General features: G+C 66.6%; 22 protein-coding genes. 3 read left to right on the forward strand and 19 right to left on the reverse strand.

From position 1 onward, the window contains the following. Nucleotides 1-48: 48 nt before the first annotated feature. The 12 genes from lnt to JJ918_RS00300 form a co-directional block, all read right to left on the reverse strand. The gene (gene lnt, locus JJ918_RS00245; RefSeq protein WP_291881769.1) at nucleotides 49-1,656 is read right to left on the reverse strand and encodes an apolipoprotein N-acyltransferase; all 1,608 of its coding nucleotides are present in this window, start codon (nucleotides 1,654-1,656) and stop codon (nucleotides 49-51) included. Further along, complete coding sequence (locus JJ918_RS00250; protein WP_291881771.1) at nucleotides 1,653-2,555, reverse strand: transporter associated domain-containing protein; 903 nt, start codon at nucleotides 2,553-2,555, stop codon at nucleotides 1,653-1,655. The genes lnt and JJ918_RS00250 overlap by 4 nt, the downstream gene beginning before the upstream one ends. 26 nt (nucleotides 2,556-2,581) lie before the next feature. Continuing rightward, nucleotides 2,582-3,034, reverse strand: coding sequence for an rRNA maturation RNase YbeY (gene ybeY / locus JJ918_RS00255; protein ID WP_291881773.1), 453 nt, complete (start codon nucleotides 3,032-3,034; stop codon nucleotides 2,582-2,584). Then, entirely contained in the window at nucleotides 3,031-4,068 is a 1,038-nt protein-coding gene (locus tag JJ918_RS00260) for a PhoH family protein (protein WP_291881775.1), read from the reverse strand. The genes ybeY and JJ918_RS00260 overlap by 4 nt, the downstream gene beginning before the upstream one ends. Further along, a complete protein-coding gene (gene miaB / locus JJ918_RS00265) occupies nucleotides 4,065-5,435 on the reverse strand; it encodes a tRNA (N6-isopentenyl adenosine(37)-C2)-methylthiotransferase MiaB (RefSeq protein WP_291881777.1) in 1,371 nt (456 codons plus the stop codon). The genes JJ918_RS00260 and miaB overlap by 4 nt, the downstream gene beginning before the upstream one ends. Before the next feature lie 110 nt (nucleotides 5,436-5,545). Beyond that, the gene (locus tag JJ918_RS00270; RefSeq protein WP_291881779.1) at nucleotides 5,546-6,823 is read right to left on the reverse strand and encodes a TCR/Tet family MFS transporter; all 1,278 of its coding nucleotides are present in this window, start codon (nucleotides 6,821-6,823) and stop codon (nucleotides 5,546-5,548) included. Between the two features lie 26 nt (nucleotides 6,824-6,849). Then, nucleotides 6,850-7,269, reverse strand: a complete 420-nt coding sequence (locus JJ918_RS00275; protein ID WP_271188021.1) for a Fur family transcriptional regulator — start codon at nucleotides 7,267-7,269, stop codon at nucleotides 6,850-6,852. Nucleotides 7,270-7,305: 36 nt separating this feature from the next. Continuing rightward, nucleotides 7,306-7,767 (reverse strand): ribosomal protein S18-alanine N-acetyltransferase, encoded by a 462-nt coding sequence (rimI, locus tag JJ918_RS00280; protein ID WP_291881780.1) that lies wholly within the window; start codon nucleotides 7,765-7,767, stop codon nucleotides 7,306-7,308. Beyond that, complete coding sequence (tsaB, locus tag JJ918_RS00285) at nucleotides 7,764-8,408, reverse strand: tRNA (adenosine(37)-N6)-threonylcarbamoyltransferase complex dimerization subunit type 1 TsaB (protein WP_291881782.1); 645 nt, start codon at nucleotides 8,406-8,408, stop codon at nucleotides 7,764-7,766. Before tsaB ends, rimI begins: the two co-directional genes overlap by 4 nt. A 9-nt stretch (nucleotides 8,409-8,417) precedes the next feature. After that, nucleotides 8,418-9,053, reverse strand: a complete 636-nt coding sequence (locus JJ918_RS00290) for a malonic semialdehyde reductase (protein ID WP_291881783.1) — start codon at nucleotides 9,051-9,053, stop codon at nucleotides 8,418-8,420. 104 nt (nucleotides 9,054-9,157) lie between these two features. Beyond that, nucleotides 9,158-9,721 (reverse strand): NifU family protein, encoded by a 564-nt coding sequence (locus tag JJ918_RS00295; RefSeq protein ID WP_271187979.1) that lies wholly within the window; start codon nucleotides 9,719-9,721, stop codon nucleotides 9,158-9,160. Nucleotides 9,722-9,790: 69 nt separating this feature from the next. Further along, complete coding sequence (locus JJ918_RS00300) at nucleotides 9,791-10,267, reverse strand: universal stress protein (protein WP_291881786.1); 477 nt, start codon at nucleotides 10,265-10,267, stop codon at nucleotides 9,791-9,793. A 75-nt stretch (nucleotides 10,268-10,342) separates the two neighbouring features. On the opposite strand from JJ918_RS00300, the gene JJ918_RS00305 reads away from it, so the two are divergent. Next, entirely contained in the window at nucleotides 10,343-10,927 is a 585-nt protein-coding gene (locus tag JJ918_RS00305; protein WP_291881788.1) for a hypothetical protein, read from the forward strand. 6 nt (nucleotides 10,928-10,933) lie between these two features. On the opposite strand, the gene JJ918_RS00310 is transcribed toward JJ918_RS00305, so the two are convergent. After that, entirely contained in the window at nucleotides 10,934-11,491 is a 558-nt protein-coding gene (locus JJ918_RS00310) for a copper chaperone PCu(A)C (RefSeq protein WP_291881792.1), read from the reverse strand. A 46-nt stretch (nucleotides 11,492-11,537) separates the two neighbouring features. Here JJ918_RS00310 and JJ918_RS00315 point away from each other — a divergent pair, with 46 nt between their 5' ends. After that, nucleotides 11,538-11,660, forward strand: a complete 123-nt coding sequence (locus tag JJ918_RS00315; protein ID WP_291881795.1) for a hypothetical protein — start codon at nucleotides 11,538-11,540, stop codon at nucleotides 11,658-11,660. On the opposite strand, the gene trpS is transcribed toward JJ918_RS00315, so the two are convergent. The 4 genes from trpS to mutS all read right to left on the reverse strand — a co-directional run bounded on the left by trpS (nucleotide 11,657) and on the right by mutS (nucleotide 19,846). Beyond that, a complete protein-coding gene (gene trpS / locus JJ918_RS00320; RefSeq protein WP_291881798.1) occupies nucleotides 11,657-12,694 on the reverse strand; it encodes a tryptophan--tRNA ligase in 1,038 nt (345 codons plus the stop codon). The two genes, JJ918_RS00315 and trpS, sit on opposite strands and share 4 nt — an antisense overlap. A gap of 61 nt (nucleotides 12,695-12,755) precedes the next feature. Further along, nucleotides 12,756-14,300 carry a murein biosynthesis integral membrane protein MurJ gene (murJ, locus tag JJ918_RS00325; RefSeq protein ID WP_291881800.1) on the reverse strand — a complete coding sequence of 515 codons (1,545 nt, stop codon included), beginning with the start codon at nucleotides 14,298-14,300 and terminating at the stop codon, nucleotides 12,756-12,758. Nucleotides 14,301-14,304: 4 nt separating this feature from the next. Continuing rightward, complete coding sequence (locus JJ918_RS00330; RefSeq protein WP_291881802.1) at nucleotides 14,305-17,115, reverse strand: [protein-PII] uridylyltransferase; 2,811 nt, start codon at nucleotides 17,113-17,115, stop codon at nucleotides 14,305-14,307. Between the two features lie 34 nt (nucleotides 17,116-17,149). Further along, complete coding sequence (gene mutS, locus JJ918_RS00335; RefSeq protein ID WP_367277607.1) at nucleotides 17,150-19,846, reverse strand: DNA mismatch repair protein MutS; 2,697 nt, start codon at nucleotides 19,844-19,846, stop codon at nucleotides 17,150-17,152. A gap of 100 nt (nucleotides 19,847-19,946) precedes the next feature. Here mutS and JJ918_RS00340 point away from each other — a divergent pair, with 100 nt between their 5' ends. Further along, nucleotides 19,947-22,232 (forward strand): NADP-dependent malic enzyme, encoded by a 2,286-nt coding sequence (locus tag JJ918_RS00340; RefSeq protein WP_291881807.1) that lies wholly within the window; start codon nucleotides 19,947-19,949, stop codon nucleotides 22,230-22,232. Between the two features lie 3 nt (nucleotides 22,233-22,235). Here JJ918_RS00340 and JJ918_RS00345 read toward each other — a convergent pair whose 3' ends face one another. Then, complete coding sequence (locus JJ918_RS00345) at nucleotides 22,236-23,861, reverse strand: MFS transporter (RefSeq protein ID WP_291881810.1); 1,626 nt, start codon at nucleotides 23,859-23,861, stop codon at nucleotides 22,236-22,238. A gap of 27 nt (nucleotides 23,862-23,888) precedes the next feature. Beyond that, entirely contained in the window at nucleotides 23,889-25,673 is a 1,785-nt protein-coding gene (locus JJ918_RS00350) for an ATP-binding protein (RefSeq protein ID WP_291881813.1), read from the reverse strand. Nucleotides 25,674-26,325 lie beyond the last annotated feature (652 nt).

Genomic DNA, 26,325 nt, shown 5'->3' on the forward strand with positions numbered 1-26,325 from the left:
CCTGATGATGCTATCACAACCCTTGCGTGATTTCACATCACTTTCAGTTCATGTTCGCATCGACAGCAGTCGGGCCACCGCCCGGCGGCGCAGGATCAGAACGCCGGCAAGAATTGTCAGGACAACAATCCAGACCGGCACATCGCCCCACCACCCGTATAGAGGAACGCCCACAGGCCTCGGAAGGTTCACATCGCGAACACCTTCCTCACCCGGAGGAATTTCCACCCGGGTCCGGCCATGCGCATCGACCACGCCGGACACGCCCCGCGCGGCCGAGCGGATCATCGGCACTCCGGTCTCGATCGTCCGGTAACGCGCCTGGTTGAAATGCTGCCGCGGCCCGGCCGTCACCCCGAACCAGGCATCGTTGGAAATGTTGAGCAGCCAGGCCGGCCTGTCCGCTGCGGCGCGGACAAAGCCGGGGAAGATCGCCTCATAGCAGATCAGCGGCATCACGGGCGGCGCACCGGGCAGGTCCAGCGTCGTCGCACCCGGTCCCGGCGTGAACTGGTAGCGCGCGAACTCGTCCAGCCCGACCGCGCGCAGGAGGCCGGTCAGCGGCACGATTTCGCTGAACGGTGTCAGGCGCACCTTGTCGTACAGGCTCTCCACCCGCGGCGAGCCGTTGGGGAAGCGCAGGCCGACCAGGGCGTTGTAGTAGGCGTACTCGCCATTGCCGTTGTCGGCACGGCGATTGATGCCGGCGACCAGGGTCTGGCCGGCGCGCAATTGCTGGCCGATCAGGGCGAGCGTCGCATCATCTTCCAGCATGAAGACCGGCAGCGCGCCTTCCGGCCAGATGACATGGGTGACGTCCGCCAGGCCCGGCTCGGCAGTCAGTTCGAGATAGCGGTCGCGCGTCATGGCCGCCCCGCCGGGTGCCCATTTTGCGCGCTGCGGGATGTCGGCATGGACCAGGCGCAGCCGGATGTCCGGCTGATAACCTGCATCGGCACCGGACAGGCGCAGCGCCCCGCCGCACAGCACGATCAGGCCGATTACCGCCCCGGCGATCACCGGCGCCAGGCTGGACAGGCGCAGGGGCCGTCCAATGGCGGCCGCCGGCGAGGCCAGGGTAAAAACCGTCAGGAAGGACAGGCCGTAAATCCCGAACCAGGCGGCCGCCTGGCTCATCGCGCCACCGGCCGGCCAGGCATAGCCGGGCAGGTTCCAGGGCAGGCCGCCAAAGAGATGTCCGCGCAGCCATTCGGTCACGGTGAGTACGGCGGCGAGGACCAGAACCCGCCAGGGCAGGCGCGGCGCGATCCAGGCCTGCAGCACGCCGGCCATCCCCCAGAACACGGCCAGCATGGCCGCAAAGGCCGGCACGGCCACCGGCACCATGAAGCCATAGCCCTCGCCGCGGGTCAGGAAGGCAAAGGCGATCCAGTAGGTGCCGGCGAGAAAATAGCCGAAGCCGAAGACGAAACCGCGCAGGAAGCCGGCCAGGGTGCGTTTGGGGTGACGCCGGGCACCGTCCAGGCTCCACACCAGCACACACAGGCCGACCGCCAGGGCCGGCCAGAAATGCAGCGGCGCCATCGCGGTCGCCGACACGGCGCCGGCTGCAAAGACCACGGCGAGATGCCGCCAGCCCTGACGGGCGGCAAGCCAGGCTCGCGGACGCCAGAGAGCGAGCCGGCGCCAGTTCATGATCCGGATCCGGCTCCCTCTGCCGCCGGTGTTACCGAAGGCTTGGGTTTGCGATGTGCGGCGCGTACGCGCATCCGCTTGATGCGGCGGCTGTCGGCCTCGATCACCTCGAACTCATAGCCGGTCGGGTGACGGATTACCTCGCCGCGCTCGGGCACGCGGCCGATCAGGGTGAAGACCAGCCCGCCCAGGCTGTCGACATCCTCGTCCTCGTCCTCGGCGGCGATTTCCTCGCCGACGACGGCTTCGAAATCGTCGATCTCGGCGCGGGCGTCGACATCCCAGACGCCGGGACCGCGGGCGCGGATGGCCGGCGAATCCTCGTCGTCATGCTCGTCCTCGATATCGCCCACGATCGGCTCGATCAGGTCTTCCAGCGTCACCAGACCGTCGGTGCCGCCATACTCGTCAACCACCAGTGCCATGTGCATGCGGCGCCCCTGCATGCGGCGCAGCAGATCGCTGGCGCGCATCGAGGGCGGGGCGAACAGGAGCGGACGGCTGATGGCGGGCAGGATCTGTTTCTGCAGCCAGCCGGGCAGGCGCTCGCCATCCTCGCTCGGGGCGAGATGGCCGACCACATCCTTGATGTGTGCGACGCCGACCGGATCGTCCAGCGTTTCCCGGTAGATCGGAAGGCGCGAATGCGCGGCTTCGGCGAAACGCTGTGCCAGCTCGTCGAGCGGGGTGGAGACCTCGACGCCGATAATGTCGGCGCGCGGCACCATCACATCGGCAACGCGCAGCAGGTCCAGCGCATCCGCCTCGATGGAGAGCGGCAGGGAAGCCGGAGCCGCCGGTGCGGCCGCCGCTGCGACGGGAGTTTGACCGCTTTTACCCAGAATGCGCCGGAACCAGGAGCGGCCCTCCGGGCCCGGCGTGGTAGGATTGTCAGCCATTGTGTCTTCGATCGGGAAATTGTCGCTCAGGCGGCATAGGGATCAGCCACCCCCAGTCTGGCCAGCGCGCGGCGCTCCAGACCTTCCATGATTTCAGCCTCGTCGTCATCCTGGTGATCATACCCCTGCAAGTGCAGGAATCCATGGATGATTAAATGCCGCAGGTGATCGGCGAGCGAGATTTCGCGCGCCTGCGCCTCGCGCGCCACAACACCGGCGGCCAGGGCGATATCGCCAAGGTGATTGTCGGCATGACCGCCGGAGGGGAAGGAGAGCACATTCGTGGGCCCTTCCCGGCCGCGGAATTCAGCATTCAGGGCCGCCACGGCATCGTCGCCGGTGAGCAGGATCGCCACCACGCCCGGGCTGCGCTCGTCGAGCTCTTCGCAAACGGCTTCAACGGCTTGCTCGGCGAGACGGGTCTTGCCGTCCAGCCCGTTCCAGGCCTCGTCCTCAACGATCAGGTCGACAGCGTTCATCGGTCCGGTTTCGCCGTGCCGCTCGCGCGGCGCGCATCGTCCTCATAGGCTTCCACGATCCGGGCCACCAGATCGTGCCGGACCACATCAACACGCGAAAACCGGCAGATGGCAACACCCTTCGTCTCCGACAGGATACCCAGCGCATGGCCGAGGCCGGACGGTTCGCGCGGATGCAGGTCGATCTGGCTGGGATCGCCGGTCACCGCCATGCGCGAGCCTTCGCCCAGGCGGGTCAGCACCATCTGCATCTGCGGCTTGGACGTGTTCTGCGCCTCGTCGACCACGACAAAGGCGCGATTGAGTGTGCGGCCGCGCATGAAGGCGAGCGGGGCAACCTCGATCCGGCCGTCCTCGCGCATCTTCTCCAGCTCGTGACGCCCCAACGTGTCGGCCAGCGCATCCCAGACCGGCAGCAGATAAGGGTCGACCTTCTCGGTCAGATCGCCCGGCAGGAAGCCCAGCTTCTCGCCCGCCTCGACGGCGGGGCGGGTGATAATCAGCTTCTCGACCTTGCGCTGGACCAGCAGCGAGGCGCCATAGGCGACCGCCAGCAGCGTCTTGCCGGTGCCGGCCGGGCCGACGCCGAAAACCAGATCGTACGCCTTGTCATTCTTCAGGGCGCGCACGTATTCGCGCTGACCTTCGGTGCGGGCGATCAGGCTGGAGCCGCGCGGCACGCGGATCACGCCATCCTCGTTCCCGCCGGCGCGCTCGTCGGCATCGCGCAGGCGCAGAGCGGCGCGCACGGCCGCCTCGTCACAGGTCAGCCCGTGTTCCAGCGAGGCATAGAGCCGCTTGAGCACGCGCTTGGCTTCGTCGCGCGCCGCGCCGTCACCGGCGGTGATGACGATCTGGCCGCCGCCGGGCGCCGACAGGCGTACGCCGAGTTCCTGCTCGATGAGGATCAGGAAGCGGTCGCCGGCGCCGGCCATGCCGCGCAGGCGCTCCTTGTCGTCAAAGAAGACCGTTTCCGAGGCTTCGCGCCGCGGCTTGGTTGCCCGGTTGCGGGGCGGTGTCTTGGCTGAACTCACGCCGCGCTCCGTTCTCCGCCCGCCAGACGCCCGGCCAGCGCATTGCGGCTGGCGCGCTCGATAATGACATCGCCGATCTGGCCGATCATCCCGGCCGGCGCCTCGACATGGACAGCCTGCAGATAGGGGCTGCGGCCATGCAATTGCCCGTCCTGGCGGCCCGGCTTTTCAAACAGGACCGGCAGGGTGCGTCCGATCTGGCTTTCGTTGAAGGCGACCTGCTGGGCGTTGAGCAGATCCTGCAGCACGGCCAGACGCTCGCCTTTCACGGCTTCGTCGATCTGGCCCATCATCGCGGCCCCGGGCGTGCCCGGACGGCGCGAATACTTGAAGGAGAAGCAGGAGGCGTAATTCACCTCGCGCACCAGATCGAGCGTGGCCTGGAAATCGGCATCGGTCTCGCCGGGAAAGCCGACAATCATGTCGCCGGAAATCGCGATATCCGGCCGGGCCGCCCGCAGGCGCTCGATAATGGCGATATATTCCGCGGCCGTATGCTGACGGTTCATGACCTTGAGGATCTTGTCGGACCCGGCCTGCACCGGCAGGTGGAAATAGGGCATCAGCTTGGGTTCGTCGGCAAAGGCCGCGATCAGATCGTCATCCATGTCGCGCGGATGCGAAGTGGTGAAGCGGATGCGCTCGATACCGCCGATCAGGGCGATATGGCGCACCAGCTGACCCAGACCCCAGGCACCGTCGGCCTCGCGGCCGGACGGCGGCGCGCCGTGGAAGGCGTTGACATTCTGGCCCAGCAGCGTGACTTCGCGCACGCCCTTGGCCGCCAGGCCGCGCACTTCGGCAACGATCTGGTCGACCGGGCGCGACCATTCCGCACCGCGCGTATAGGGCACGACGCAGAACGTGCAGAACTTGTCACAGCCTTCCTGCACGGTGACGAAAGCGGAATAGCCCTCGACCTGGCGCTCGCCGGCGAGACGGTCGAACTTGTCCTCGACCTCGAACTCGGTATCCAGCGCCTCGCCGCGGGCGCGGTGCGCCTGGGCGATCAGCTCGGGAAGCTTGTGATAGGTCTGCGGTCCGACGACGAGATCGACGACCGGTGCGCGCTTCATGATTTCCGCGCCCTCGGCCTGGGCAACACAACCCGCCACGGCGATCGTCATGCCGCCGGATGCCGCCTTCTCGTCCTTCAGCGGACGCAGGCGGCCCAGTTCGGAATAGACTTTCTCGGCGGCCTTTTCGCGGATGTGGCAGGTGTTCAGGATCACCAGATCGGCGCCATCGGGCTCCTCGGCCGGCTCATAGCCAAGCGGGGCCAGCACGTCTCTCATCCGTTCGGAATCGTAGACATTCATCTGGCAGCCGTAAGTCTTGATGAAGAGACGTTTGCGCGTCGAACTCATGAAACCTTCAAAACCGCGTCCGGCGGTTCACCCAATCAGCGTCATCCGGCCCGCGGCCGGGAAGCGGGGCGTTATGATGGAAATGGGGCCGATAGGCAAGGCCCGCAAGACTATTCGGCCTCTACGGCGCCTTCAGGAACAGTCTCCCGGGACGCCAGTTCATGCGTGCCCGGATCGTGCCGCTTGGCGCCGAGCGCCAGGAAGAGCGCGACAATCGTCAGCGCCGAGGCCAGAAGGAAGGGCGCGCCGGCGAAGACAAAGGGCGCATCGGCGCCCGTGAAACCCTCGAACATGCGCGACATGATCAGCGGCCCGATAATCATCGACAGGCTCTGCATCGAGGTCATTGCCCCCTGCAGCTCGCCCTGGGCATTGGCCGGGACGATGCGCGAGATCACGCCCTGCAGCGCCGGCTGGCCGATCCCGGCCAGCGCGCCGAAGACGATGATCGGGTAGACCATCCAGCCGCTGGTCGCCAGGCCATAGGCGGCATAGGAGCACACGGCCAGCGACAGCGAGACCGCGATGGCGCGCCACTCGCCCAGTTTCGGCACGAGAATGCGGGTCAGCCCGCCCTGCACCAGCGCCGTCGTCAGCCCGACCGCCATCAGAGACAGGCCGATATCGCCGGATGTCCAGCCGAATTTGAAGTCGGTGTAGTAGGACCAGACAGCCGGATAGACCGCGTGGCCGAGCAGCATCAGGAAGACCGCGCCCATCATCACCAGAACCGCGGGATAGGAGCGCATTTGCAGAAGCGAACCGAGCGGATTGGCGCGGCGGATCGAGAAGGCGCGGCGATTTTCCGGCGCCAGCGTCTCGGGCAGCACGAACAGGCCGTAGATCAGGTTCAGCCCGGCCAGAATGCCGGCCGCAAAGAAGGGCGCGCGCGGACCGAAATGCTCGCCCAGCAGACCGCCGATCGCCGGGCCGAGGATGAAGCCGATGCCGAAGGCGGCGCCCATCATGCCGAACCGTCCGGCCCGCTCGTGCGCCGGCGTGATGTCGGCGATATAGGCGTTGGCGGTGGAATAGCTGGCGCCGAACACGCCGGCCAGGATGCGGCCGATCAGCAGCAGCCAGAAATGCGGGGCAAAGCCCATCATCGTGTAGTCAAGCGTGAAGCCGGCCAGCGCTGCCAGCAGAACGCGCTTGCGCCCGAACCGGTCGGACAGGCCGCCGACAATCGGTGCGAAGACGAATTGCATGCCGGCATAGCTGGCGGTCAGCCAGGCGCCCAGAACCACGGCATTATTCGCTTCCAGCCCGGTCACATCCTCGATCAGGGCCGGCATGACAGGCATGATCAGCCCGATGCCGATCATGTCGATCAGCACGGTGATGAAAATGAAGATGAAAGCGTGCTTGCCGGGCTTGCGGGCGGACATGACGTCTCCTGCGGGAGGCGGACGCCCTAGTCCTCGGCGCCCTTCAGGGGCACGCCGTAAAGCTCCAGGCGGTGATCGACAAGCTTGTAGCCCAGCTTGCGCGCGATCGCTTCCTGCAGACGTTCGATCTCTTCATTGACGAATTCCACGACTTCGCCCGTCTTCAGGTCGATCAGGTGGTCGTGATGCTCGTCGCCGACTTCCTCATAGCGCGACCTTCCGTCGCGGAAGTCGTGCCGCTCGATAATGCCGGCTTCCTCGAACAGGCGGACCGTGCGGTAGACCGTGGCCAGCGAGATCCGCGGATCTTCCGCCGATGCCCGGCGGTGCAGCTCTTCGGCATCCGGATGGTCGTCGGAAGACGACAGCACGCGGGCGATGACCCGGCGCTGATCGGTCATGCGAAGTCCCTTCGCGATGCAGATCTGTTCGATACGGTCAGGCATCATCGTCCTCGTCCTTGATACTGCAGAGATAGGCGTTCACGCCGGGGTTTGTCCATCTTCGCGCAGCCATTTTTCAAGGACAAGCGCATCCGCACCGTCGGCATAGTAGGCCTTGCGCAGCCCCACCTGCCGGTATCCCGCCCGGGCATAGAGCTTTTGCGCGGCCGTATTGGCGACCGAAACTTCCAGGAAAACCCTGCTGCAACCCGCCTGCATCAGCCCGTCCTGGGCAGCGGCGAGCAATTGTCCGCCGCGGCCGGACACCCGGGCGTGCGGCGCAATGCCGATGGTCAGGATTTCCGCCTCGTCGAGCGCCTGGCGCACGACAACAAGCCCCCGCGCCTCGCCATCCCCGCGCAGGATCAGCGCCGTGACGCCGTCCGTCAGCAAAAGCGAGGCGAATTCGCGCTCCGACCAGGGCGCGGCGAAACAGGCTGCATGCAGCGCCGCCAGCTCGCCGGCGGCTTCCGCCCCGGCGCGCTCGATGGTGACGCTCATGCCGGCTCGATCCCGCCCGGCAGCTTGGCGTCCGGCGGGCGGGCATAGAAGGGCGAGGCCGGTGCCTGCGCCGGATCTGCCTCGGCCACCAGATCGAGCAGGGCGTGAAGGTCGAGCTCGGTGACATCGCGGACCGATGCGACGGCCGGGTCGACCAGCGCCGCGCCCGAGCCGGCCAGGACGAGGCCGTCGAGCCCGAGGGTATCGAGGTGAGCGGGAACCGCATCGACGGTGAGGCGTAGCGGTCCGGACGCGTCCGGCCCGGTCCAGACCTGCAGGATGACCTCGCCGCGCTTGGCATCGTGCAGCACGGCCAGCGGGCGCACATCGTGCAGCTGACGGGCGATCACGGCGAGATTGCCGATGCCGATGGCCACGGCCCCCGTCGCCAGGGCAAGACCGCGGGCGAAGGCCGTGCCGACCCGGGTGCCGGCAAAACTGCCCGGACCGATCGTGACGCCGATACGCGTCAGCGCGCCGGGCGTGACCCCGGCATCGGCCAGGATCTGCTCCACCATCGGCGCCAGCCGTTCGGCATGGCCGCGGTTGATCCGTTCGCAAAGGACACGGTCCGGCCGGCCATCCACGCGCAGCGCGACGGCACAGTCCGGACCGGTGGTATCGATGGCCAGCAGGGTCATGCCAGCCCTTTAGAGGATTTTCGCGGCCTCGTCGAAGTCCAGGCGCGGCAGGCGCGGGAAGAGGTTCTTCGTCGTGCCATAGCCCAGATTGATCAGGATGTCGGACCGCCAGGTCTTCATTTCCGGATCGTCGAGGAAGAATTCCTTGTCCAGGCCGTCATTCTCGAACCCGGTCATCGGACCGGTGTCCAGGCCCAGCGCGCGGGCGGCGATGATCAGATAGGCGCCCTGCAGCACGGCATTGCGCTTGCCATTGTCGATCGTGGACGCCGGGGCGGTGAACCATTCGCGGGCACCGGGATTGTGCGGCATCAGCTGAGGCACCTTGTCGTAGAACTCGGTATCCCAGGCCAGAACGACCGTGACCGGCGCCTTCATCGTCTTAGCCCGGTTGCCTTCGGACAGGTGCGGTTCCAGGCGGGCCTTCGCCTCGGCCGTCGTCAGGAACAGGAAGCGCGCCGGCGAGGAATTGGCGCTGGTCGGACCCATGCGGAGCGTGTCGTAGAGTTCTTTCAGCGTCCCGGCCGGGACCGGGCGGGTCTCGTCGAAATCATTATAGGTGCGGGCGTCCAGCAGGATCTGCTTCAGCGCTGCGTCACCGATCGGATCGTTATGGGTGGGCTTGCGCGACAATTCGTCGGCCATGGGGGCGCTCCTGTGCGAATAACCAGTTCGGCCGGACCATAATCCGGGCCGACCGGCTTTTGAATTTCCGCACTGGAAAAAGTCTTTCCGGCGAGCGGAAACCGTTATTCGACGGCTTCCACGCCCTGGATTTCGGGAATGTAGTGGCGCAGCAGGTTCTCTATCCCGGCCTTCAGCGTCATCGTCGAGGACGGGCAGCCCGAGCAGGCGCCGCGCATGCGCAGACGCACGAGACCGCTGTCGGCAACATAGGAATGGAACAGGATATCGCCGCCATCGCGCGCCACGGCGGGACGGACGCGGGTGTCGATTAGATCGATGATTTCCTTCACCACCTCGGCATCCGCCCCGTCATACTCGGCATGATCGACCCCGCTCTGCGAGGTCTCGAACAGCGGCCGGCCCGACTGCAGACCGTCCATGATCGCGCCCAGCAGGAAGGGCTTGATATGGTCCCATTCATAATCGTCGGTCTTGGTGACGGCGACGAAGTCCTCGCCGAAAAACACGCCGCTCACCCCGTCGACCAGGAAGAGATCGGCCGCCAGCGGCGACGCCTCGGCATCCTCGGCATTCTCGAATTCCCGCGGCTGATCGGGCGAGATTTCCCGGCCCGGCAGGAATTTCAGCGTGTTGGGATTGGGTGTGGCTTCAGTCTGGATAAACATGGTTCGGATCTCCTGACCGTCACTTGGCCCACCCGGCCACGGCTTTCAACCATGATCGGCGTGTGGGTTTCACACGAGCGCGTCGATTTCCGCCGGATCCATGTCGCCGGGCACCACGGTCACAGGCACCGCACGGCCGTCGAACAGGCCGCGTCCGCGCGCGAGCGCCGTCACCAGCGGGCCGGGGCCCTCGCTCGAGGAGGAGGCCGCCAGCACCAGCAGCGAGATCAGCGGGTCTTCCTCCAGAAGACGCGCCAGTACGGTCCGGCGATCGCCTTCGCGCAGCAGCAATTCCGGACGCTCGCCGGTAACGGCCTCGGCATCCTCGGCCATGGATTCCAGCAGCGTCTCGGCGGCGGTCTCCGCTTCACGCTTGGCCGTCTCGGCGACACCGATCCAGTGATTGAAGTCGCTGGGCTCATGCGTTGCCAGAATGGCGACATGGGCACCGGTCGACACGGCGCGGCGGGCGGCGAAGTAGAGCGCCGTCCGGCACTCATTGCTGTCGTCGGCCACGACCAGGAATTTTCGTGAGCTCTGAGGCATGGAAACGGAGTTTGGCGTCTCGCGGGCGACTCGTCCAGAGAATGCTGCTAACACCGCGCGGGCAAGGGAGGGCGCATGTCTGCAAGCGAACACCGGGACCGGCGCAATGCCGCGACACCGGCCAGAATCTTCAGCCTGACGGACGCAGCGCTGGTCTGGCGCGGCGAGGGTGAAAACGATCCGGGCGGCGAGGTCGAACTGACCGATATCGCCCAGGTGCGGCTGAGTGTGGAAATGGCCGGCCAGCAGAGCCAGGTGGTCTGCCGCATCACCGACACGCAGGGAGAAGAGACGGTGTTCGGCTCGATGCGCTGGGCGGGCGTGGGCCATTGGGAGCCCGCCGCCGACACATTCAGCGCCCTGCTGCGCGACCTGCACCTGGCCTTGCTGCCCTATCGCGACGGCATCCGCTTCATCGAAGGCTCGTCGATCGTCTTCCTGTTCGTGATGTTCTCACTGGGCCTGGCGCTGACCGGGATCAGCCTGTTCTTCTTCGCTCTGCTCTTCCTGGTACGTGAACAGGCCTCAGGCCTGTTCCTGATTGCCGGTGTCGTGGCGGGCGTGTGGCTGACCCGCCTGTTCTGGCCCCGCGGACCGAAACCCTATGATCCGGAAACCTATGCCCGGCCCGCGACAAAGCGCGAACCGGACCCGGCCTGACGGCTGCTAGTGGCCGGAATGCCCGCCCGGTGCCGTATTGCGCGCCTGGAAGGTGACCGCGACCTCGCCGGCCCGTTCAAAGACGAGCGTGCCGGTGACCGCATCGCCCTCGGCGACCGGATCCATGCCGAACACCATCAGGTGCAGCCCGCCCGGTGCAAAGGCCAGCGCGCCGGCATCGGTGATGTCCTGCGGACCCACCTGGCGCATCTGCATCATGCCTTCATCATTCATGGTGTGGGTGTGCAGCTCGATATGGCCGGCACCGTCCATGCGCGCCTCGACCAGGCGGTCGGCATGGCCCTGCGCGAGCGTTGCCGTGAAATAGGCCGCCGTCACGTCGCGGCCCTGCGGGTGCGGCCGGATCCAGGCATCGGCGATCTCGACCACCGGGGTAACGCCATCGTCGGGCAGCGGCGCGGCCGCGTCAGCCGTTTCGGCAGGTGCCGCGTGATCCATCCCGCCATGATCCATGGCGGAGTCCATGGCGGCGGTGTCTTCGGCCGGTTCGCTGCAGGCTGTCAGGGCGAGGCCTGCGGCAACGATCAGGGCATAGTGCTTCATTGAAGTCCTCCAGCCGCTACAGGAGCGCGCCGTGAGAAGGCCCGCCATGCGGCGAATTGTCCACCTGAACCACTTCATCGCGATCAAGGGCGATGCGTTGATCGCACTTTGGAGTGGTCGCATTTCCGAACCGCAGAACCGGTTCCCACGTCTGCTGAAAATGCTTTAGTGCCAGAAACCGATGATTTCCTTGGTTTCCTTGAGGATCGGAGCGGCGATCACATCGGCCCGCTCGGCGCCTTTTGTCAGGATGCGGTCGATTTCGGCCTGGTCGGCAATCAGCCGGCGGAATTCCTGCGAGATCGGTGCGAGATATTCCACCGCCACATCCGCCAGCGCCGGCTTGAAGGCGCCGAAGCCCTGGCCGCCGAACTCGGCGAGCACATCCGCCTTGGTCTTGCCGGTCAGCGCGGCATAGATGCCGACCAGATTGGACGCTTCGGCACGGGCCTCCAGGCCTTCCACCGTTTCCGGCAGCGGCTCGGGATCGGTTTTCGCCTTCTTGATCTTGCGGGCGATCGTGTCGGCATCGTCTTCCAGATTGATGCGCGAATTGTCCGACACGTCGGACTTGGACATTTTCGCCGTGCCGTCGCGCAGGCTCATGATGCGCGCGCCCGGCCCCTGGATCACCGGTTCGGTGAGCGGGAAAAAGGCCTGGCCATCGCCATAGTCGCGGTTGAAGCGCGCCGCGATATCGCGGCACAGCTCGAGATGCTGCTTCTGGTCCTCACCGACGGGCACATGCGTCGCCTTGTAGGCGAGAATGTCGGCGGCCTGCAGCACGGGATAGGTCAGCAGGCCGACGGAGGAGCGCTCCTTGTCCTTGCCGCCCTTGTCCTTGAACTGGGTCATGCGCTCGGCCCAGCCCAGACGCGCCACACAGTTGAATATCCAGGCCAGTTCCGCGTGTGCGGACACAGCGGACTGGGCGAAGATGATGCTCTTGTCGGGGTTCACGCCGGCCGCGATGTAGGCGGCAGCCGCAGCACGCACAGCGCCGGGCAGGGCCTTGGGGTCGTGCGGCATGGTGATCGCGTGCATGTCGACCACGCAATAGATGCACTCGGCATCGCCCTCGTCCTGCAGCGCCACCCAGTTCTTCAGCGCGCCCAGATAATTGCCGAGATGCAGGCGGCCGGTGGGCTGCATGCCGGAAAAGATGCGCTCGGGACCGGTGTAGTCGGTGGGCGTTTCGCTCATGGGATCATGCCTTGGCAGAAAAGGGTCGGACGGCGCGTCTTACCCAGCCGGAGCCCAAGCCTCAAGAGCGCTTGAGCGCCGTGCGCACTTCGGACAGGCGCAGGGCGCCGGTCAGGAGCGAGGCAAGCGCGAAGACGACGAGGCCTGCCGCACACACGGCGGCGAGCACCAGAAGTGTCGAATTGAACAGCCAGGGATAGAGCCAGCCGAGGTTCTGGTGCGCCAGCAGCAGGAAGCCGGCCATGATCGCGCTGGCCACGACAATGCGCGGCAGGCGGTTGAGCAGGCGGGCATCCGGCTCGAACAGGCCACGCCGGTGAAGTGTCACCGCGAGCAGCAGCGTGTTGACCCAGCCGGCGACCGAGGTGGCAATGGCGAGCCCGGCAAAGCCGAGCGGACCGAAGAAGAGCGACAGCCCCAGCGCGAGATTGATCACCACGCCGACCGTCGCGAACTTCATCGGCGTCATTGTGTCCTGGCGCGCAAAGAAGCCGGGTGAGAGGACCTTGATGAGAACGAAGGCAGGCAGGCCGGCCGCAAAGGCGATCAGCGCCTGGGCAACCATTTGTGCATCCTGAGGCGTGAAGGCGTCGCGCTCGTAGATGCCGGTGGCGATGAAGACCGGGATCGCCGCCAGCGCCGCTGCGGCCGGCAGGGTCAGCGCCATGGAAATCTCCAGCGCGCGGTTCATCGCATTGCCCGCCGCCGGCAGGTCGCCGGCCCGCAGGCGCGCGCTCAGCGTCGGCAGCAGCACGACCCCCATCGCGATCCCGACCACGCCCAGCGGCAGTTGATAGAGGCGGTCGGCATAATAGAGCCAGGAGCGCGCACCCTCCTGCAGCGTCGCGATGGAGGAGGTGACGAGGATATTGATCTGGGTGACACCGGCCGCCATTGCGCCAGGCACGCCGAGCACGATCAGCCGCTTCACATCCGGGGTGAGCTTCGGCAGGCGCACCGACAGCCGCACGCCGGTCGCGCGCGTTGCCGCCCAGAGCCAGATGAGCTGCGCGACTCCCGACACACTGACACCCACTGACAACCATAGCGCCAGCTGGCGACCTTCTGCCGGGGAAAAAGCGAGGATGCCGATCAGGGTGAGGTTCAGCAGGACCGGCGCCGCAGCGGCAACCGCAAACTTGCCGTGGGAGTTGAGGACACCGCTGAGCATGGCACTGAGCGACATCATCATGAGGTAGGGCATGGTGATCTGTGTCAGGAGTACCGCCAGACCGAACAGGCCGGGGTCTCCCACGAAACCCGGCCCCAGCGCATACATCAACCACGGCATGACCAATTGTGCCGCGACCACCAGAACCAGCATGGCTGTCAGGAGGACCGACAGGACCTGACGGGCAAACAGCTGTGCCTCGGTCAGACCGTCGGCTTCCAGCTTGCCGGCATAGAGCGGCACGAAGGCCGCATTGAACGCGCCCTCGGCAAATATCCGCCGAAAAAGGTTGGGGAATTGCAGCGCTGTCAGGAAAACGTCAGTAACCGCGCCTGCGCCCAGCGCCGCCGCCAGCATCATCTCGCGCACAAGGCCGAGGACCCGGCTGGCCATGGTGAAAAGTCCGACCACCGCCGAGGACCGAAGAAGACGCATGCCGTTACCTCAGAACACTGGCGCGGGCCCGCGCGATACCGCGCTGGGCGGCTTTTTCGTCGGCGGCCGTCTCGCTCTCGCTCAGCACGGCCATCAGACCTTTTTCCACCCGCTCGATCACCTCGGCATCTTCCAGCTTGGCCTGTCCGTGACTGACATAGAAGACGTCGGTCGCACGCTCGCCATAGCCGTCGATCTGGGCGGAATTAAGCGCGAGGCCTTCATCGGCAAGCACGTCTGCCAGGTCGGCCAGCAGGCCCGGCCGGTCGCGGCCTGACGCCTCGATCACCGTGGCATTCTCGGCAATCTCGTTGGAGATCGTGACAGAGGGCGTGACCCGGAAAGCGGCATCGCGGCGCTGCAGCGGCATGGATTTGCGCCGGCGAACGGTGAGCTCGCCGGTCGCGACCTCGCGCAGATAGGCGACCAAGGCCTGGCGCTGGCGCTCGTCCTGCTGACCATAGGGCTGACCGGCCGCGTCCTGGATGTAGAAAATGTCGAAGACCTGGCCCGACGCAGTCGTGTTGATCGTCGCACCGACGACGTCTGCCCCCATCTCGGCGAAGGCGGCGACGATATCGGCAAAGATGCGCGTGCGGTCAGGCGACCAGATCATCACCTCGGTCGCCGCACGCCGCCGGTCCACACGCACACCGGCCGCCGTTGTCTCCCCGGCTTCGAATGCCCGCCGGACAAAGGCCGCATGGCGGTACCGGTCCTCGCGGCCGAAGGATACCCAGTAGGCATCGTTCAGCTCGGCCACCCACCAAGCCGCAAATTCCGGATTGAGCCGCTCCAGCCGCGGCAGCACGGCCTCGCGCTCGGCCCGCGCCCGGTCCGAAAGGCTGCGCCGGGCCGAGGCCATTGCGTCACCATCGCTGAGCAGTACCGCTTCGGTGGCGGTGTAGAGCTCGCGGATCAGCTGGCCTTTCCAGCCATTCCAGACGCCGGGCCCGACAGCTCGGATGTCGACCACAGTCAGCACGGTGAGCAGGCGCAAGCGTTCGACCGAGCCCATCGCGGCCGCGAAATCGGCGACGGTGCGCGGATCGGACAGATCGCGCCGCTGGGCGGTATCGCTCATCAGAAGGTGGGAGCGGATCAGCCAGGCCACCAGCTCGGTATCGTCATGGCCCAGACCCAGGCGTTCGCAGGCCGTCAGCGCCCGCAGCGCGCCCTCGATACACTGGTCGCCCGCTCCCTTGCCGGTATCGTGCAGCAGGATGGCGAGGTGCAGCGCGCGGCGGTTCTGGATCAGCGGTGCAATCCGGGTCGACAGCGGATGATCGAGCGGGTGCAGCCCGTCCTCGATCTCGCGCAGCAGACCCAGCGCCTGCAGCGTGTGCTCATCCACCGTGTAGCGGTGATACATGTTGAACTGGGTGCGCGCGACAATATCGCCGAACTCGGGGATATAGCGCCCCAGAACGCCCGCCTCGGTCATCATGCGCAGCACCGCCATCGGCGCCGGACTGTCCAGCAGCACCGCGAAGAAGGCGCGCGCCGCACGCGGGTCGCGGCGGAACTCGTCATCGATCAGATAGAGTGTACGGCCGATCCGGGCGACGGCTTCCGGGTGCAGATCCAGTCGCCGGGAGGCCGCCATGTGGAAGAAGCGCAGCAGCCGCACCGGATCCTCGCGGATCTGGGTGGCGTGGGCAAAGTCGAGCCGGCCCTCGCGGATGATGAATTCGCCGACATCGGCGCCTTCCTCATGATCCATGCCCGGCGGCAGGAAGCGCGCCAGTCCCTTCGGCTTGGCCTTCCAGGCATCGGCCTCCAGCTTGGCACAGACGAGGCGGGTCAACGCGCCGACGGCCATGGCGGTGCGGAAATAGCGGCGCATGAAGCGCTCGACGGCACTTTCCGTCTCGCTGTCCTCATAGCCCATGCGGGCCGCAATTTCCGGCTGCAGGTCAAAGGTCAGGCGTTCATCCTTGCCGCCCGCCAGATCGTGCAGATGGAAGCGGACGGTCCACAGGAAGTCATCGGCTGCCACATAACGGCTGACATCCTCGACCGAAAGCAGGCGCGTGCCGACCCAGCGTTCGAAGGCGTCGGCGCCGTAGAGGAATTGCGCCAGCCAGCGCATCAGCTGCAGGTCGCGCAGCCCGCCCTTGCCGGATTTAAGATTGGGCTCGACCGTGTAGCGCGAGCGCCCGGCCTTCTCGATCCGTGCATCGCGTTCACGCAGCTTGGCCTCGACGAAGCCCTGCAGATCGCCCGCGACAATCTCCTCGCGGAAACGCTGGGCAAGCGACTGGGTCGCGGTCTCGTCGCCCGCCAGATGCCGCAGGCTGAGCAGGGCCGTGCGTTCGGATGCATCTTCGCGCGTCAGATCGAGGGTCTGGTCGATCGTGCGGCAGGCCCCGCCGCCGACATCGATTTTCAGATCCCACAGGGCGTAGAGGAATTGCTGCAGGAATTCGTCGGTCTCCGGCCGCTCGCCCTCCGGCTTCACCAGCAGGAGGTCGACATCCGAGGACGGGGCCAGCTCGCCGGCCCCGAACCCGCCCTGGGCACACAGGGCGATACCGGCCGATCCGTCCGGGTCGCCGGCGGCCATGGAGTCGAACAGGGCATGCAGGCAGACACTCATCCCGTCCGACAGGACCTGCGCCGCCGCGGCACCACCGCCGGCACCGGACAGACGGGCAAAGGCCTGTTCACGGAACCCGTCCAGCGCCGAGCGGACATGGGCCAGTCCTGCCGAGCGTGCGGCAGGCGAGGTCCAGCCCGACTGCGCCGTGGCGGCAGCCAGTTGCGCCCGCAGTTTCAGGGCGTCGAGCGAGGCGGGCAGGGCGGACCGTGTCATGACGGCGTCAATCTAGTCGTGCCGCGGGCCGTCGTCACGCCTTCTTCACCAGCGATTTTAGCGCATAGACAAGGTCCAGCGCCTCGCGCGGCGTCAGCGCATCCGGGTCGATCCCGTCCAGCCGCTTTTCCACCTCTGACGGTTCCAGGATCGGCGCCTGTTCCGGCTCGGCGACGGCAAAGAGCGGCAGGGTGTCGAGTGCGGCGGCGGGCGCGCCATCGGACTCCAGGCGCTTGAGGATCGATTTGGCCCGGCTGATCGCCTTGCGCGGCAGACCGGCCCGGCGCGCGACCTCGATGCCGTAGGAGCGGTCGGCCGCCCCGGCCCCGACCTCGTGCAGGAAGACCAGCTCGCCCTTCCATTCCTTGGCCTTGAGCGACACGTTTCCGGCCGCATCGAGGTCTTCGGCGAGGCGGGTCAGCTCGTGATAGTGGGTGGCGAAGAGCGCGCGGCAGCGATTGATCTCGTGCAGATGTTCCGCCGCCGCCCAGGCAATGGACAGCCCGTCAAAGGTCGCCGTGCCGCGGCCGATCTCGTCGAGGATGACAAAGCTGCGCGGTGTCGCCTGGTTGAGGATCGCCGCCGTCTCGATCATCTCGGCCATGAAGGTCGAGCGGCCACGCGCCAGATCGTCGGCCGCCCCGACGCGGGAATAGAGCCGGTCGGCGACACCGATCTCGGCCCGCTCCGCCGGGACATAGCAGCCGGCCTGGGCCAGCATCAGGATCAGGGCATTCTGGCGCAGGAAGGTCGATTTACCCGCCATGTTGGGGCCGGTAACGAAGGTCAGACGGACCGCATTTTCCCCCGATCCGTCGAGTTGGCAGGAATTGGGGGTGAAGCGTCCCTCGCCGGATTTCGCCAGCGCGCGCTCGACCACGGGATGCCGGCCGCCATCGACAGAAAACGTAAACGAATCGTTAATTTGTGGGCGGCACGCCCCGGCCTCTTCGGCCCATTCGGCGAGCGCGGACGACACATCGAATTCTGCCAGAGCGGCCGTCGCGAGGCGGATAAAGCCTGCCAATGCCTCCACACGGTCACGCAGCGCGGCAAATGTCTCGATCTCCATCGCCAGCGCCCGCTCACCGGCACTCGCGATCTTCGATTCCAGCTCCGCCAGCTCGGTCGTGGTGAAGCGGACGGCGTTCGCCATGGTCTGGCGGTGGATGAAAGTATCATCCCCCATCAGCGCATCGGCATGACGCGCCGTCACCTCGACGAAATAGCCCAGCACATTATTGTGCTTGACCTTCAGGCTCGAAACGCCCGTCGCCTCGGCATAGGTCTGCTGCAGGCCGGCAACGATGCGGCGCGAAGCGTCGCGCAATTGCCGAGTCTCGTCCAGCTCCGGCATCCAGCCTTCAGCCACGAACCCGCCATCGCGCGCCAGCAAGGGCGGCTCGTCGACAATCGCCCGGTCAAGATCGCCGACCAGGGCCGCAAGCTCCGGCTTGTCGGCCAGAGTCAGTGCCGCGATCCCGTCGGCAATGCGTTGCGGCGGCCGGTCGAGCTGGGCGTCCAGCAGGCGCGCGGCGATCGCCTCTCCCTCCTGCAGCGCGCCGCTCAGCGCCTTGAGGTCCCTCGGACCGCCACGGCCGACGAGCAGGCGCGACAGGCCCCGCTCGGCATCGCCGGCGGATTTCAGCCGCTCGCGCAATTGCCGGCGCAGCCCGGCCTCGCGCTCGAACCAGGCAACCGCGTCCAGCCGCGCCTCGATCACGGCGACATCGGTCAGCGGACGCGCCAGCCGGTCGGCGAGCGCCCGCGCACCCGGCGCGGTGACGGTCCGGTCGATTGCACCGAGCAGCGAACCCTGGCGGTCACCGGAGAGGGTGCGATCGATTTCCAGACTGGCCCGGGTCGCCGGATCGATGGCCAGAACACTGCCCTCGCGGGCCTGGCGCGGCGGCGACAGCTTGGCCGGAGCACCGGCCTGGGACAGGGCGAGATAGTCCAGCAACGCCCCCAGCGCGGCGCGCTCGGCCTTCGAGAAATCCCCGAACGCGGTCAGCTCCTGCACCTCGAACTGGGCCTTGAGCTGCCGCTCCGCTGAAGCGACATCGAACTTGGCCCGCGGCAAAGGCGTGAGCGTGGTGCGCGGCAGAAGGCCCGCCGCCTCGCCGAACCGGCTCTCCTCGACCAGCAGTTCGGCCGGGTTCATCGCGGCCAGCTCGGCCGTCAGGGCGTCGCCCGCAACAGCACAGACCGCAAACTCCCCGGTCGAGATATCCGCCCAGGCGATGGCGTTCTCGCCGGTCGCCAGCTGCGCCAGCGCGGCAATCCGGTTGGCCGAGCGTGGATCGAGCAGACTGTCCTCGGTCAGCGTGCCCGGCGTGACGATACGGGTGATGGCCCGCTGCACGACCGCCTTGGATCCGCGCGCCTTGGCGGCCTTGGGATCCTCGATCTGCTCGCCCACGGCGACCTTGAAGCCCGCCTTGATCAGCCGCGCCAGATAGGCCTCGGCCGTGGCTGCCGGCACGCCGCACATCGGGATCGGCTCGCCCTGGTGCTCACCGCGCTTGGTCAGCGCGATATCCAGAGCCGCAGCCGCCCGCACGGCATCGTCGAAAAAGAGCTCGTAGAAATCGCCCATGCGATAGAAGAGCAGGGCATCGCCCGGCGCCTGCAACCGCAGGGCCAGGAATTGCTCCATCATCGGCGTGGCCCCCTCGGCTGAGGGGAAGGCGCGATCGGCGGGCATGGGAAGGCTGGACAGGGAATTCATCGGCGCAGACGGTGGCGAGGTTTCACCTTGCGTGCAAGGGTGTGAAGCGGCTAGAGCCCATACGATTGTCCATAATCAAAATAAAGCAGGGAATACGGGGATGAACGACAGAACCAGCCACGTCGAGGACGAAGAAGCGCTCGCCTTTCACAAGGAGCCCGTTCCCGGCAAGCTCGCCCTGTCTCCGACCAAGCCGATGGCGACACAGCGCGATCTCTCGCTGGCCTATTCGCCCGGCGTGGCTGCGCCGGTGAAGGCGATCGCGGAGAACCCTGACGCCGTCTACGATTTCACCTCCAAGGGCAATATGGTCGCCGTGATCTCCAACGGCACGGCCATTCTCGGCCTGGGCGATCTGGGCGCCATGGCGTCCAAGCCCGTGATGGAAGGCAAGGCGGTGTTGTTCAAGCGCTTTGCCGATATCGACGCGATGGACATCGAGGTCGAGGAGACCGATGCCGACGCCTTCATCGAATGCGTCCGGCGCATCGGCAACACGTTCGGCGGCATCAATCTGGAAGACATCAAGGCGCCGGAAAGCTTCATCATCGAACAGCGCCTGCGCGAACTGCTCGACGTGCCGGTCTTCCATGACGACCAGCATGGCACGGCGATCATCTCGGTTGCCGGTATCATCAATGCCTGCGACATCACCGGCCGCAAGATCAGCGATCTGAAAGTCGTGGTGAACGGCGCCGGCGCGGCCGGCATCGCCGTGCTCGAACTTCTCAAGGCCATGGGCGTCAAGCACGAGAACGCGCTGCTGTGCGATTCCAAGGGTGTCATCCATGCAGAGCGCGACGGGCTGAACCAGTGGAAGGCGGCGCATGCCGCCGACACGGATCGCCGCTCGCTGGCCGAGGCGCTGGACGGCGCCGACTGCTTCCTCGGCCTGTCGGTCGCCGGTGCGGTGACCCAGGACATGGTCAAGTCGATGGCCAAGGACCCGATCATCTTCGCGATGGCCAATCCGGATCCCGAGATCAAGCCGGAAGACGTGCGGGCCGTGCGCGACGACGCCATCATCGCCACCGGCCGCTCGGACTATCCCAACCAGGTCAACAATGTCCTCGGCTTCCCTTACATCTTCCGCGGTGCGCTGGACGTGCGCGCCCGCACGATCAATGAGGAGATGAAGATCGCCGCCGCCCGCGCCCTCGCCGCGCTGGCGCGCGAGGATGTGCCGGACGAAGTGGCCGCCGCCTATCATGGCTCGCGCCCGACATTCGGCCGCGACTACATCATCCCCTCACCCTTCGATCCGCGGCTCATCCACTATGTGCCGCCCTATGTCGCCCAGGCTGCGATGGATACCGGCGTCGCACGCAAGCCGATCGCCGACATGACCGCCTACCGGGCCTCGCTGGCCCGGCGTCTCGACCCGACCGCCGCCCTGCTGCAACGCATCCAGGGCGCGGTGATGGGGCATGGCCGCCGCATCGTCTTTGCCGAGGGCGAGGAGCCGTCGGTGATCCGCGCCGCCTATGCCTTCCAGAACCAGGAGCTGGGCAAGGCGATCCTGGTCGGCCGCGAAGAGATCACGCGCGCCAACATGCGCCAGGTCGGCGTGCCGGAAGACGCGATCGAGATCGTCAACGCCCGCCTGTCCGACCGCAATGCCGATTATGCGGATTTCCTGTATGAGCGTCTGCAGCGCAAGGGCTATCTGCGCCGCGACGTGCAGCGTCTGGTCAACAACGACCGCAACGTCTTCTCCGCCTGCATGGTGAAGCTGGGCGATGCCGACGGCATGGTGACGGGCACGACCCGTTCCTATGCCGCCGCGCTGAGCGATGTCGGCCTCGTGCTCGACCCGGCGCCGGGCCAGCGCGTGATGGGCATGTCGATCGCCCTGGCAAAAGGGCGCACGCTGTTCATCGCCGACACCAATATCGCCGAGTTTCCCGACAGCGAGGCGCTGGCCGATATCGCCACGGAGACCGCGGCGGCGGCCAAGGGTTTCGGCTTCACGCCGCGCGTCGCCTTCCTGTCCTACTCCACCTTCGGCAATCCGCAGGGCCAGCGCTCCGACAAGCTGCAGGAAGCCGTGCGCCTGCTCGACGAGCGCGGCGTGAACTTCGAATACGAGGGCGAGATGAATGTCGATGTGGCGCTCGACCCGTCACACCGCTTCCTCTACCCCTTCTCGCGCCTGAAGGGTCCGGCCAATGTGCTGGTCATGCCGGCGATCCACGCCGCCTCCATCGCCACCAAGCTGCTGCGCGTGGCCGGCGGGGCGACCGTGATCGGCCCGATGCTGGTCGGTGTCGAAAAACCCGTGCAGATCGCCCGCCTCGGCGCCTCGGTCAGCGAGATCACCACGCTGGCGGCGCTGGCTGCATACGACCCGGAAAAGCATGAGGTGGACAGCACGCTGGCGGAGTAGGGATCAGCTGTCTTCGACGGTCTCGCGCTCGGCGAATTTGTATTCGCCGCGGGCCGCTTTCGGGCCGAAGAGCAAGATCACTGCCAACAAGATGCCGGCGGGAATGGTCCAGGCCGCGGTTAGAACGAAGAACATCACCCAGCCCACGGCGTCGGCTAGGACGCCGGAGAAGCCCGACAGGAATTTCGCGAACAGGGCATAGAAGGAGCTGACCCAGGCATACTGGGTCGCGGCACTGGCGGGATCGACCAGGCTGGACAGATAGGCGATGAAGACCGTCGTGACAAAGCCACCGGCAAGGTTGTCACCCACAATGGCCACGGTGAGCTTCCAAGCGTCCTCGGGCTGGGCGGTCGCTGCCAGCCAGGCAAATGCACCATTTGTGATCAGGGTAATCAAAAGGCCCACCACCAGGGCCCGCATCATTCCGATGCGATAGGCTACGACACCACCGATAAACAGTCCGACAAAGGTGGATATCAGCCCCGGCCCGCCCTGGACGGCACCGACGACGGCGCGGTCGAAGCCTAGGTCCGAATAGAGTGGCGACGCCATTACGCCCATGGTGAAGTCACTGATGCGGTAGAGCGAAATCAGCGCGACGACGGCAATGATCCACCAGCCGAGCCGCTCGAAGAAGTCCTTGAAGGGCTGCCAGACGGCGCGGACAACTTTCATTCCCAAGGAGCCTTCCAACTCACGGCGGCCGGTCCCGGCCTTGGGTTCCTTCATGAAAAAGACCAGCGCTGCCGTGATCGCCATCGCCGTGGCCATGACCAGGAAGGAGGCGTGCCAATTGACCCATTCCGATATCGCCAGACCCAGGCTGGAGGTGAGATAGGCGATGCGGTAGCCGAAGGAATAGGCCGCCGCCATGTTGGCCTGGAGGTCGTTGGGCGCCGACTCGATCCGCCAGGCGTCAATCGCGACATCAAGCGTCGCGCCGGAATAGGCCAGCAACAGCGCCGCGATCATAATGGGGAACAGAATGGTGAAACTGCGATAGTCCGACAGGGCTTCGAAATGCTCATCCTCACGGACGATTTCGAGCAGGCGGCGGTAGTCGTCGGCCGGGAGCAGTACCGTCTCGGTACCGTCGACGTCGGTTTCGCGGGTGTAGCCAGCCGTCAGGAGGGCCGCGTCGCTCTCGGTCAGGAGGTCCTCTTCCTCGGCGAAAGCCAGCGAGTCCGTAAGGACCGCATATTCGCCGGCGCTGATCTGCGCCAGGCGCTCGCCGTCCGTGCCCTCCAGATAATTTGCTCCGGTCGGGTCGTTCGTGGAGAGCATCGCCAGCGCAACCACCGTGCCGGCAATCGCCGTCACGATCCAGGACCGCCGGGCGCCCAGAAGCTTGTGCAACCCCGGCAATTTCACCCGGTCGACGACCGGCGCCCAGAGCCATTTCAGAGAATAGGACAGGGTGACGAAGTAGAAAAAGCCGATCGTCGAGCGCTCGATACCGGCGTCGCGCAGCCAGTAGGACAGTTTCTGAAACACCATGTAGAGCGGCAGGCCCGAGGCGAAGCCCAGGATCAGCATGGAGAGCATGACCGGGGTGAAATAGACGGTGAGCGTCTTGAGCCAGGTGGTGCGGCCGGCCGCACCGATCTCCGCATTGCTGTCGGCCATGTCCCTGAAACTCCAGCGGGGTTGAGATCAGCCCATGCTGGCGCGCTTTTTCCGTCCGCACAAGTTAACGAGAACAGAGGTCAGACGGTCGGGATCGAGGGGTTTGGAGAGGAATTCGTCCATCCCGGCGCCCAGGCACAGCTTGCGGTCGCTTTCCGAGGCATTGGCCGTCAGTGCGATCAGCGGCAGGGTCAGTCCGGCTTCGCGCGCCTTGCGGGCGACATCCGGCCCGTCGCGCTTGGGCATGCGCTGATCGAGCAGGGCGGCGTCGAATTCCTGCACCGCCAGCGCTTCGCTGGCGGCTTCACCATCGGTCACGAGCGTGACGGCAATGCCCAGGCTCTCCAGGCATTTGCGGGCAATGAGAGCGTTGACCGGATCGTCCTCCGCGACCAGCAGGCTGAGGCCGGAAACATCGGGCTGTACGGACGGCCGTCGCGGCGCTTCGGCGTCCGGCCCGTCTTCACGGCCGGTCAGCCGGTCGACCAGGGTTGCGGAGCGGACCGGTTTGACGAACCAGCCCTGGCCGGGCCCTGCGGTTTCGATGACCGCCGCCTTCTGGTCCGGCCCGACCAGGTGCCAGGTCCGCACGACGCCCGTTTCGGCAGCGGCCGCCGCCCAGACCGGATCGACGAGAAGTTCCCGGCCATCGGCCTCCGCGGCGAGCGCGTCGGGCGAGTCGATTGCCAGGGCGTCGGCCCCGAGTGCCTGCAGCTGGTCGCACAGGCTCGTGCGCAGAATGGTATTGGGCGCAGCGACCGCGACCCGGTATCCCGTCAGCGGCCGTGCATCCATCACCGCCTCGACGGGCAGGTCGAACACGACCCAGAATTTCGCGCCTTCGCCCAGCCGGCTTTCCAGGCCCATCGTGCTGTCCATGGCTTCCACAAGCCGGCGCACCATGGCGAGACCCAGGCCGGCGCCGCCCTCGGCACCGTCACGTTCCGCAGCACCGCGCTCGAAATGCTCGAACAGGGTCTGCTGGTCGGCCTCGGCAATGCCCGGCCCGGTATCGCTGACCGAGAGCGCCAGACGCACCGCGCCATCGGCGCCGGGTGTGCCGGTGATGTCGACCCGCACACCGCCGGACCGCGTGAATTTCACCGCATTGCCGATCAGGTTGAACAGGATCTGGCGCAGGCGCGCGGCGTCGCCGATGACACGCACCGGGGCACCGGCGGCCTGCACGACCCCGATTTCGAGCCCTTTCTCGCGGGCCCGCGGCGCCGCGAGCTCGACGGTTTCGCGCACCAGTTCGGCGACATCGACCGGTTCGGGACGCAGATCGAGCTTGCCGGCCTCCAGACGCGACAGGTCGAGAATATCGTCCACCATCGCCAGCGCATGATCGGCCGATGTGGCGATCGAGCGGACATAGTCGGCCTGGTCCGGACGCAATGGTGTGGCTTCCAGCAGGCGGGCAACCCCCAGCGCGCCGGCCAGCGGCGTGCGCAGCTCATGGGTGACAGCGGCGAAGAACAGGGATTTGGCGCGCTGCGACGCTTCCAGATCGTCATGCGCCTCACGGCGGCGGGTGACGTCGCGCCCGACGGAGATCACGCCGCCATCGTCAGGCAGGAGGCGCTCGTCCCATTCGATCCAGACCGGACCGGAGCGCGTGCGCATCAGCATTTCGTAACGTCGCTGATCGGCGGTCGATACCGGCGGCGCCACGGAGAACCAGCGTCCGACCCAGTCGGTCCGCTCGCCGCCGAATGCCGCGAGAAAGGCGGCATTGACGTAGAGCACGCGGCCGCTATGGCTGCGCACCAGCATCAGCTCACCCGCCGCATCGAGCGCTGTGAGAAGCACAGTGTCGAGCGAGGGCTCGGCCTGCAGCCGGCGTGGTCCGGGCTCTCTGGCAGGAGCGGCATGGCCGGCGCCGCGACCGGGGAGACGCGTGATCGATCCGCTGTCCGGGTCTGCGACGCGACCCGGCGCCTGGTCCGGGCTTGTGTTCCCGTCACGCTGTTCCGTGTCAATAGGACCTTGGTCATTGGCGCCTGCGTCGCTGGGGGCCGTGTTACCGTGCCCGGCATTGTTGCAATCGGCATCGCCGCGTAAGGCGTCACTGCGACCGGGCTCACCGCGACCGGGATCGCTTTGACCGGCATCGCTTTGACGGGCTGCCTGCCGTGCCGCGGAACCTGTCGGGCGGATGATTTGCGCACGGCGGCGCATGGGGTTTGGCGCAGACGCTTTCTCAGCCCCGGCGTCCGCGCGCCGGTCTGCATAGCCCTGCCTGTCGCTCTCGCCCGCCGTGCCGGTGCGGGAACCGTCCCGCGGCGCGCCAGGGGGAGGCCCGGAGGATCCGTCTTTGCCGTCCCGTTTCATGCCGTCCTGTCTAGCAGGGGACGGTTAACGAAGCGTCGTGACCGCCCCTCCGCGCACACCACAAGGCCTGGCGCAGCGCAACGCCGGGCGCAACCCGGCAGCGGCAGGAGGTTGCGCCGCGCCGGATCGC

Origin of the sequence: Maricaulis sp. (assembly GCF_017642925.1) — a bacterium.
In the GTDB taxonomy this organism is placed as follows: Bacteria; Pseudomonadota; Alphaproteobacteria; order Caulobacterales; family Maricaulaceae; genus Maricaulis.

Bases quoted from the DNA above. Each gene is read 5' to 3' on its own strand.
- JJ918_RS00295 (WP_271187979.1), bottom strand. From the start codon at position 9,721: ATGTTTATCCAGACTGAAGCCACACCCAATCCCAACACGCTGAAATTC.
- JJ918_RS00330 (WP_291881802.1), bottom strand. From the start codon at position 17,115: ATGACACGGTCCGCCCTGCCCGCCTCGCTCGACGCCCTGAAACTGCGG.
- rimI (WP_291881780.1), bottom strand. From the start codon at position 7,767: ATGAGCGTCACCATCGAGCGCGCCGGGGCGGAAGCCGCCGGCGAGCTG.
- tsaB (WP_291881782.1), bottom strand. From the start codon at position 8,408: ATGACCCTGCTGGCCATCGATACCACCGGTCCGGACTGTGCCGTCGCG.
- JJ918_RS00315 (WP_291881795.1), top strand. From the start codon at position 11,538: ATGCGGCGAATTGTCCACCTGAACCACTTCATCGCGATCAAGGGCGAT.
- JJ918_RS00270 (WP_291881779.1), bottom strand. From the start codon at position 6,823: ATGTCCGCCCGCAAGCCCGGCAAGCACGCTTTCATCTTCATTTTCATC.
- JJ918_RS00340 (WP_291881807.1), top strand. From the start codon at position 19,947: ATGAACGACAGAACCAGCCACGTCGAGGACGAAGAAGCGCTCGCCTTT.
- JJ918_RS00305 (WP_291881788.1), top strand. From the start codon at position 10,343: ATGTCTGCAAGCGAACACCGGGACCGGCGCAATGCCGCGACACCGGCC.
- JJ918_RS00345 (WP_291881810.1), bottom strand. From the start codon at position 23,861: ATGGCCGACAGCAATGCGGAGATCGGTGCGGCCGGCCGCACCACCTGG.
- JJ918_RS00290 (WP_291881783.1), bottom strand. From the start codon at position 9,053: ATGGCCGACGAATTGTCGCGCAAGCCCACCCATAACGATCCGATCGGT.
- JJ918_RS00250 (WP_291881771.1), bottom strand. From the start codon at position 2,555: ATGGCTGACAATCCTACCACGCCGGGCCCGGAGGGCCGCTCCTGGTTC.
- lnt (WP_291881769.1), bottom strand. From the start codon at position 1,656: ATGAACTGGCGCCGGCTCGCTCTCTGGCGTCCGCGAGCCTGGCTTGCC.
- ybeY (WP_291881773.1), bottom strand. From the start codon at position 3,034: ATGAACGCTGTCGACCTGATCGTTGAGGACGAGGCCTGGAACGGGCTG.
- JJ918_RS00310 (WP_291881792.1), bottom strand. From the start codon at position 11,491: ATGAAGCACTATGCCCTGATCGTTGCCGCAGGCCTCGCCCTGACAGCC.
- JJ918_RS00300 (WP_291881786.1), bottom strand. From the start codon at position 10,267: ATGCCTCAGAGCTCACGAAAATTCCTGGTCGTGGCCGACGACAGCAAT.
- trpS (WP_291881798.1), bottom strand. From the start codon at position 12,694: ATGAGCGAAACGCCCACCGACTACACCGGTCCCGAGCGCATCTTTTCC.
- JJ918_RS00275 (WP_271188021.1), bottom strand. From the start codon at position 7,269: ATGCCTGACCGTATCGAACAGATCTGCATCGCGAAGGGACTTCGCATG.
- murJ (WP_291881800.1), bottom strand. From the start codon at position 14,300: ATGCGTCTTCTTCGGTCCTCGGCGGTGGTCGGACTTTTCACCATGGCC.
- miaB (WP_291881777.1), bottom strand. From the start codon at position 5,435: ATGAGTTCGACGCGCAAACGTCTCTTCATCAAGACTTACGGCTGCCAG.
- mutS (WP_367277607.1), bottom strand. From the start codon at position 19,846: ATGAATTCCCTGTCCAGCCTTCCCATGCCCGCCGATCGCGCCTTCCCC.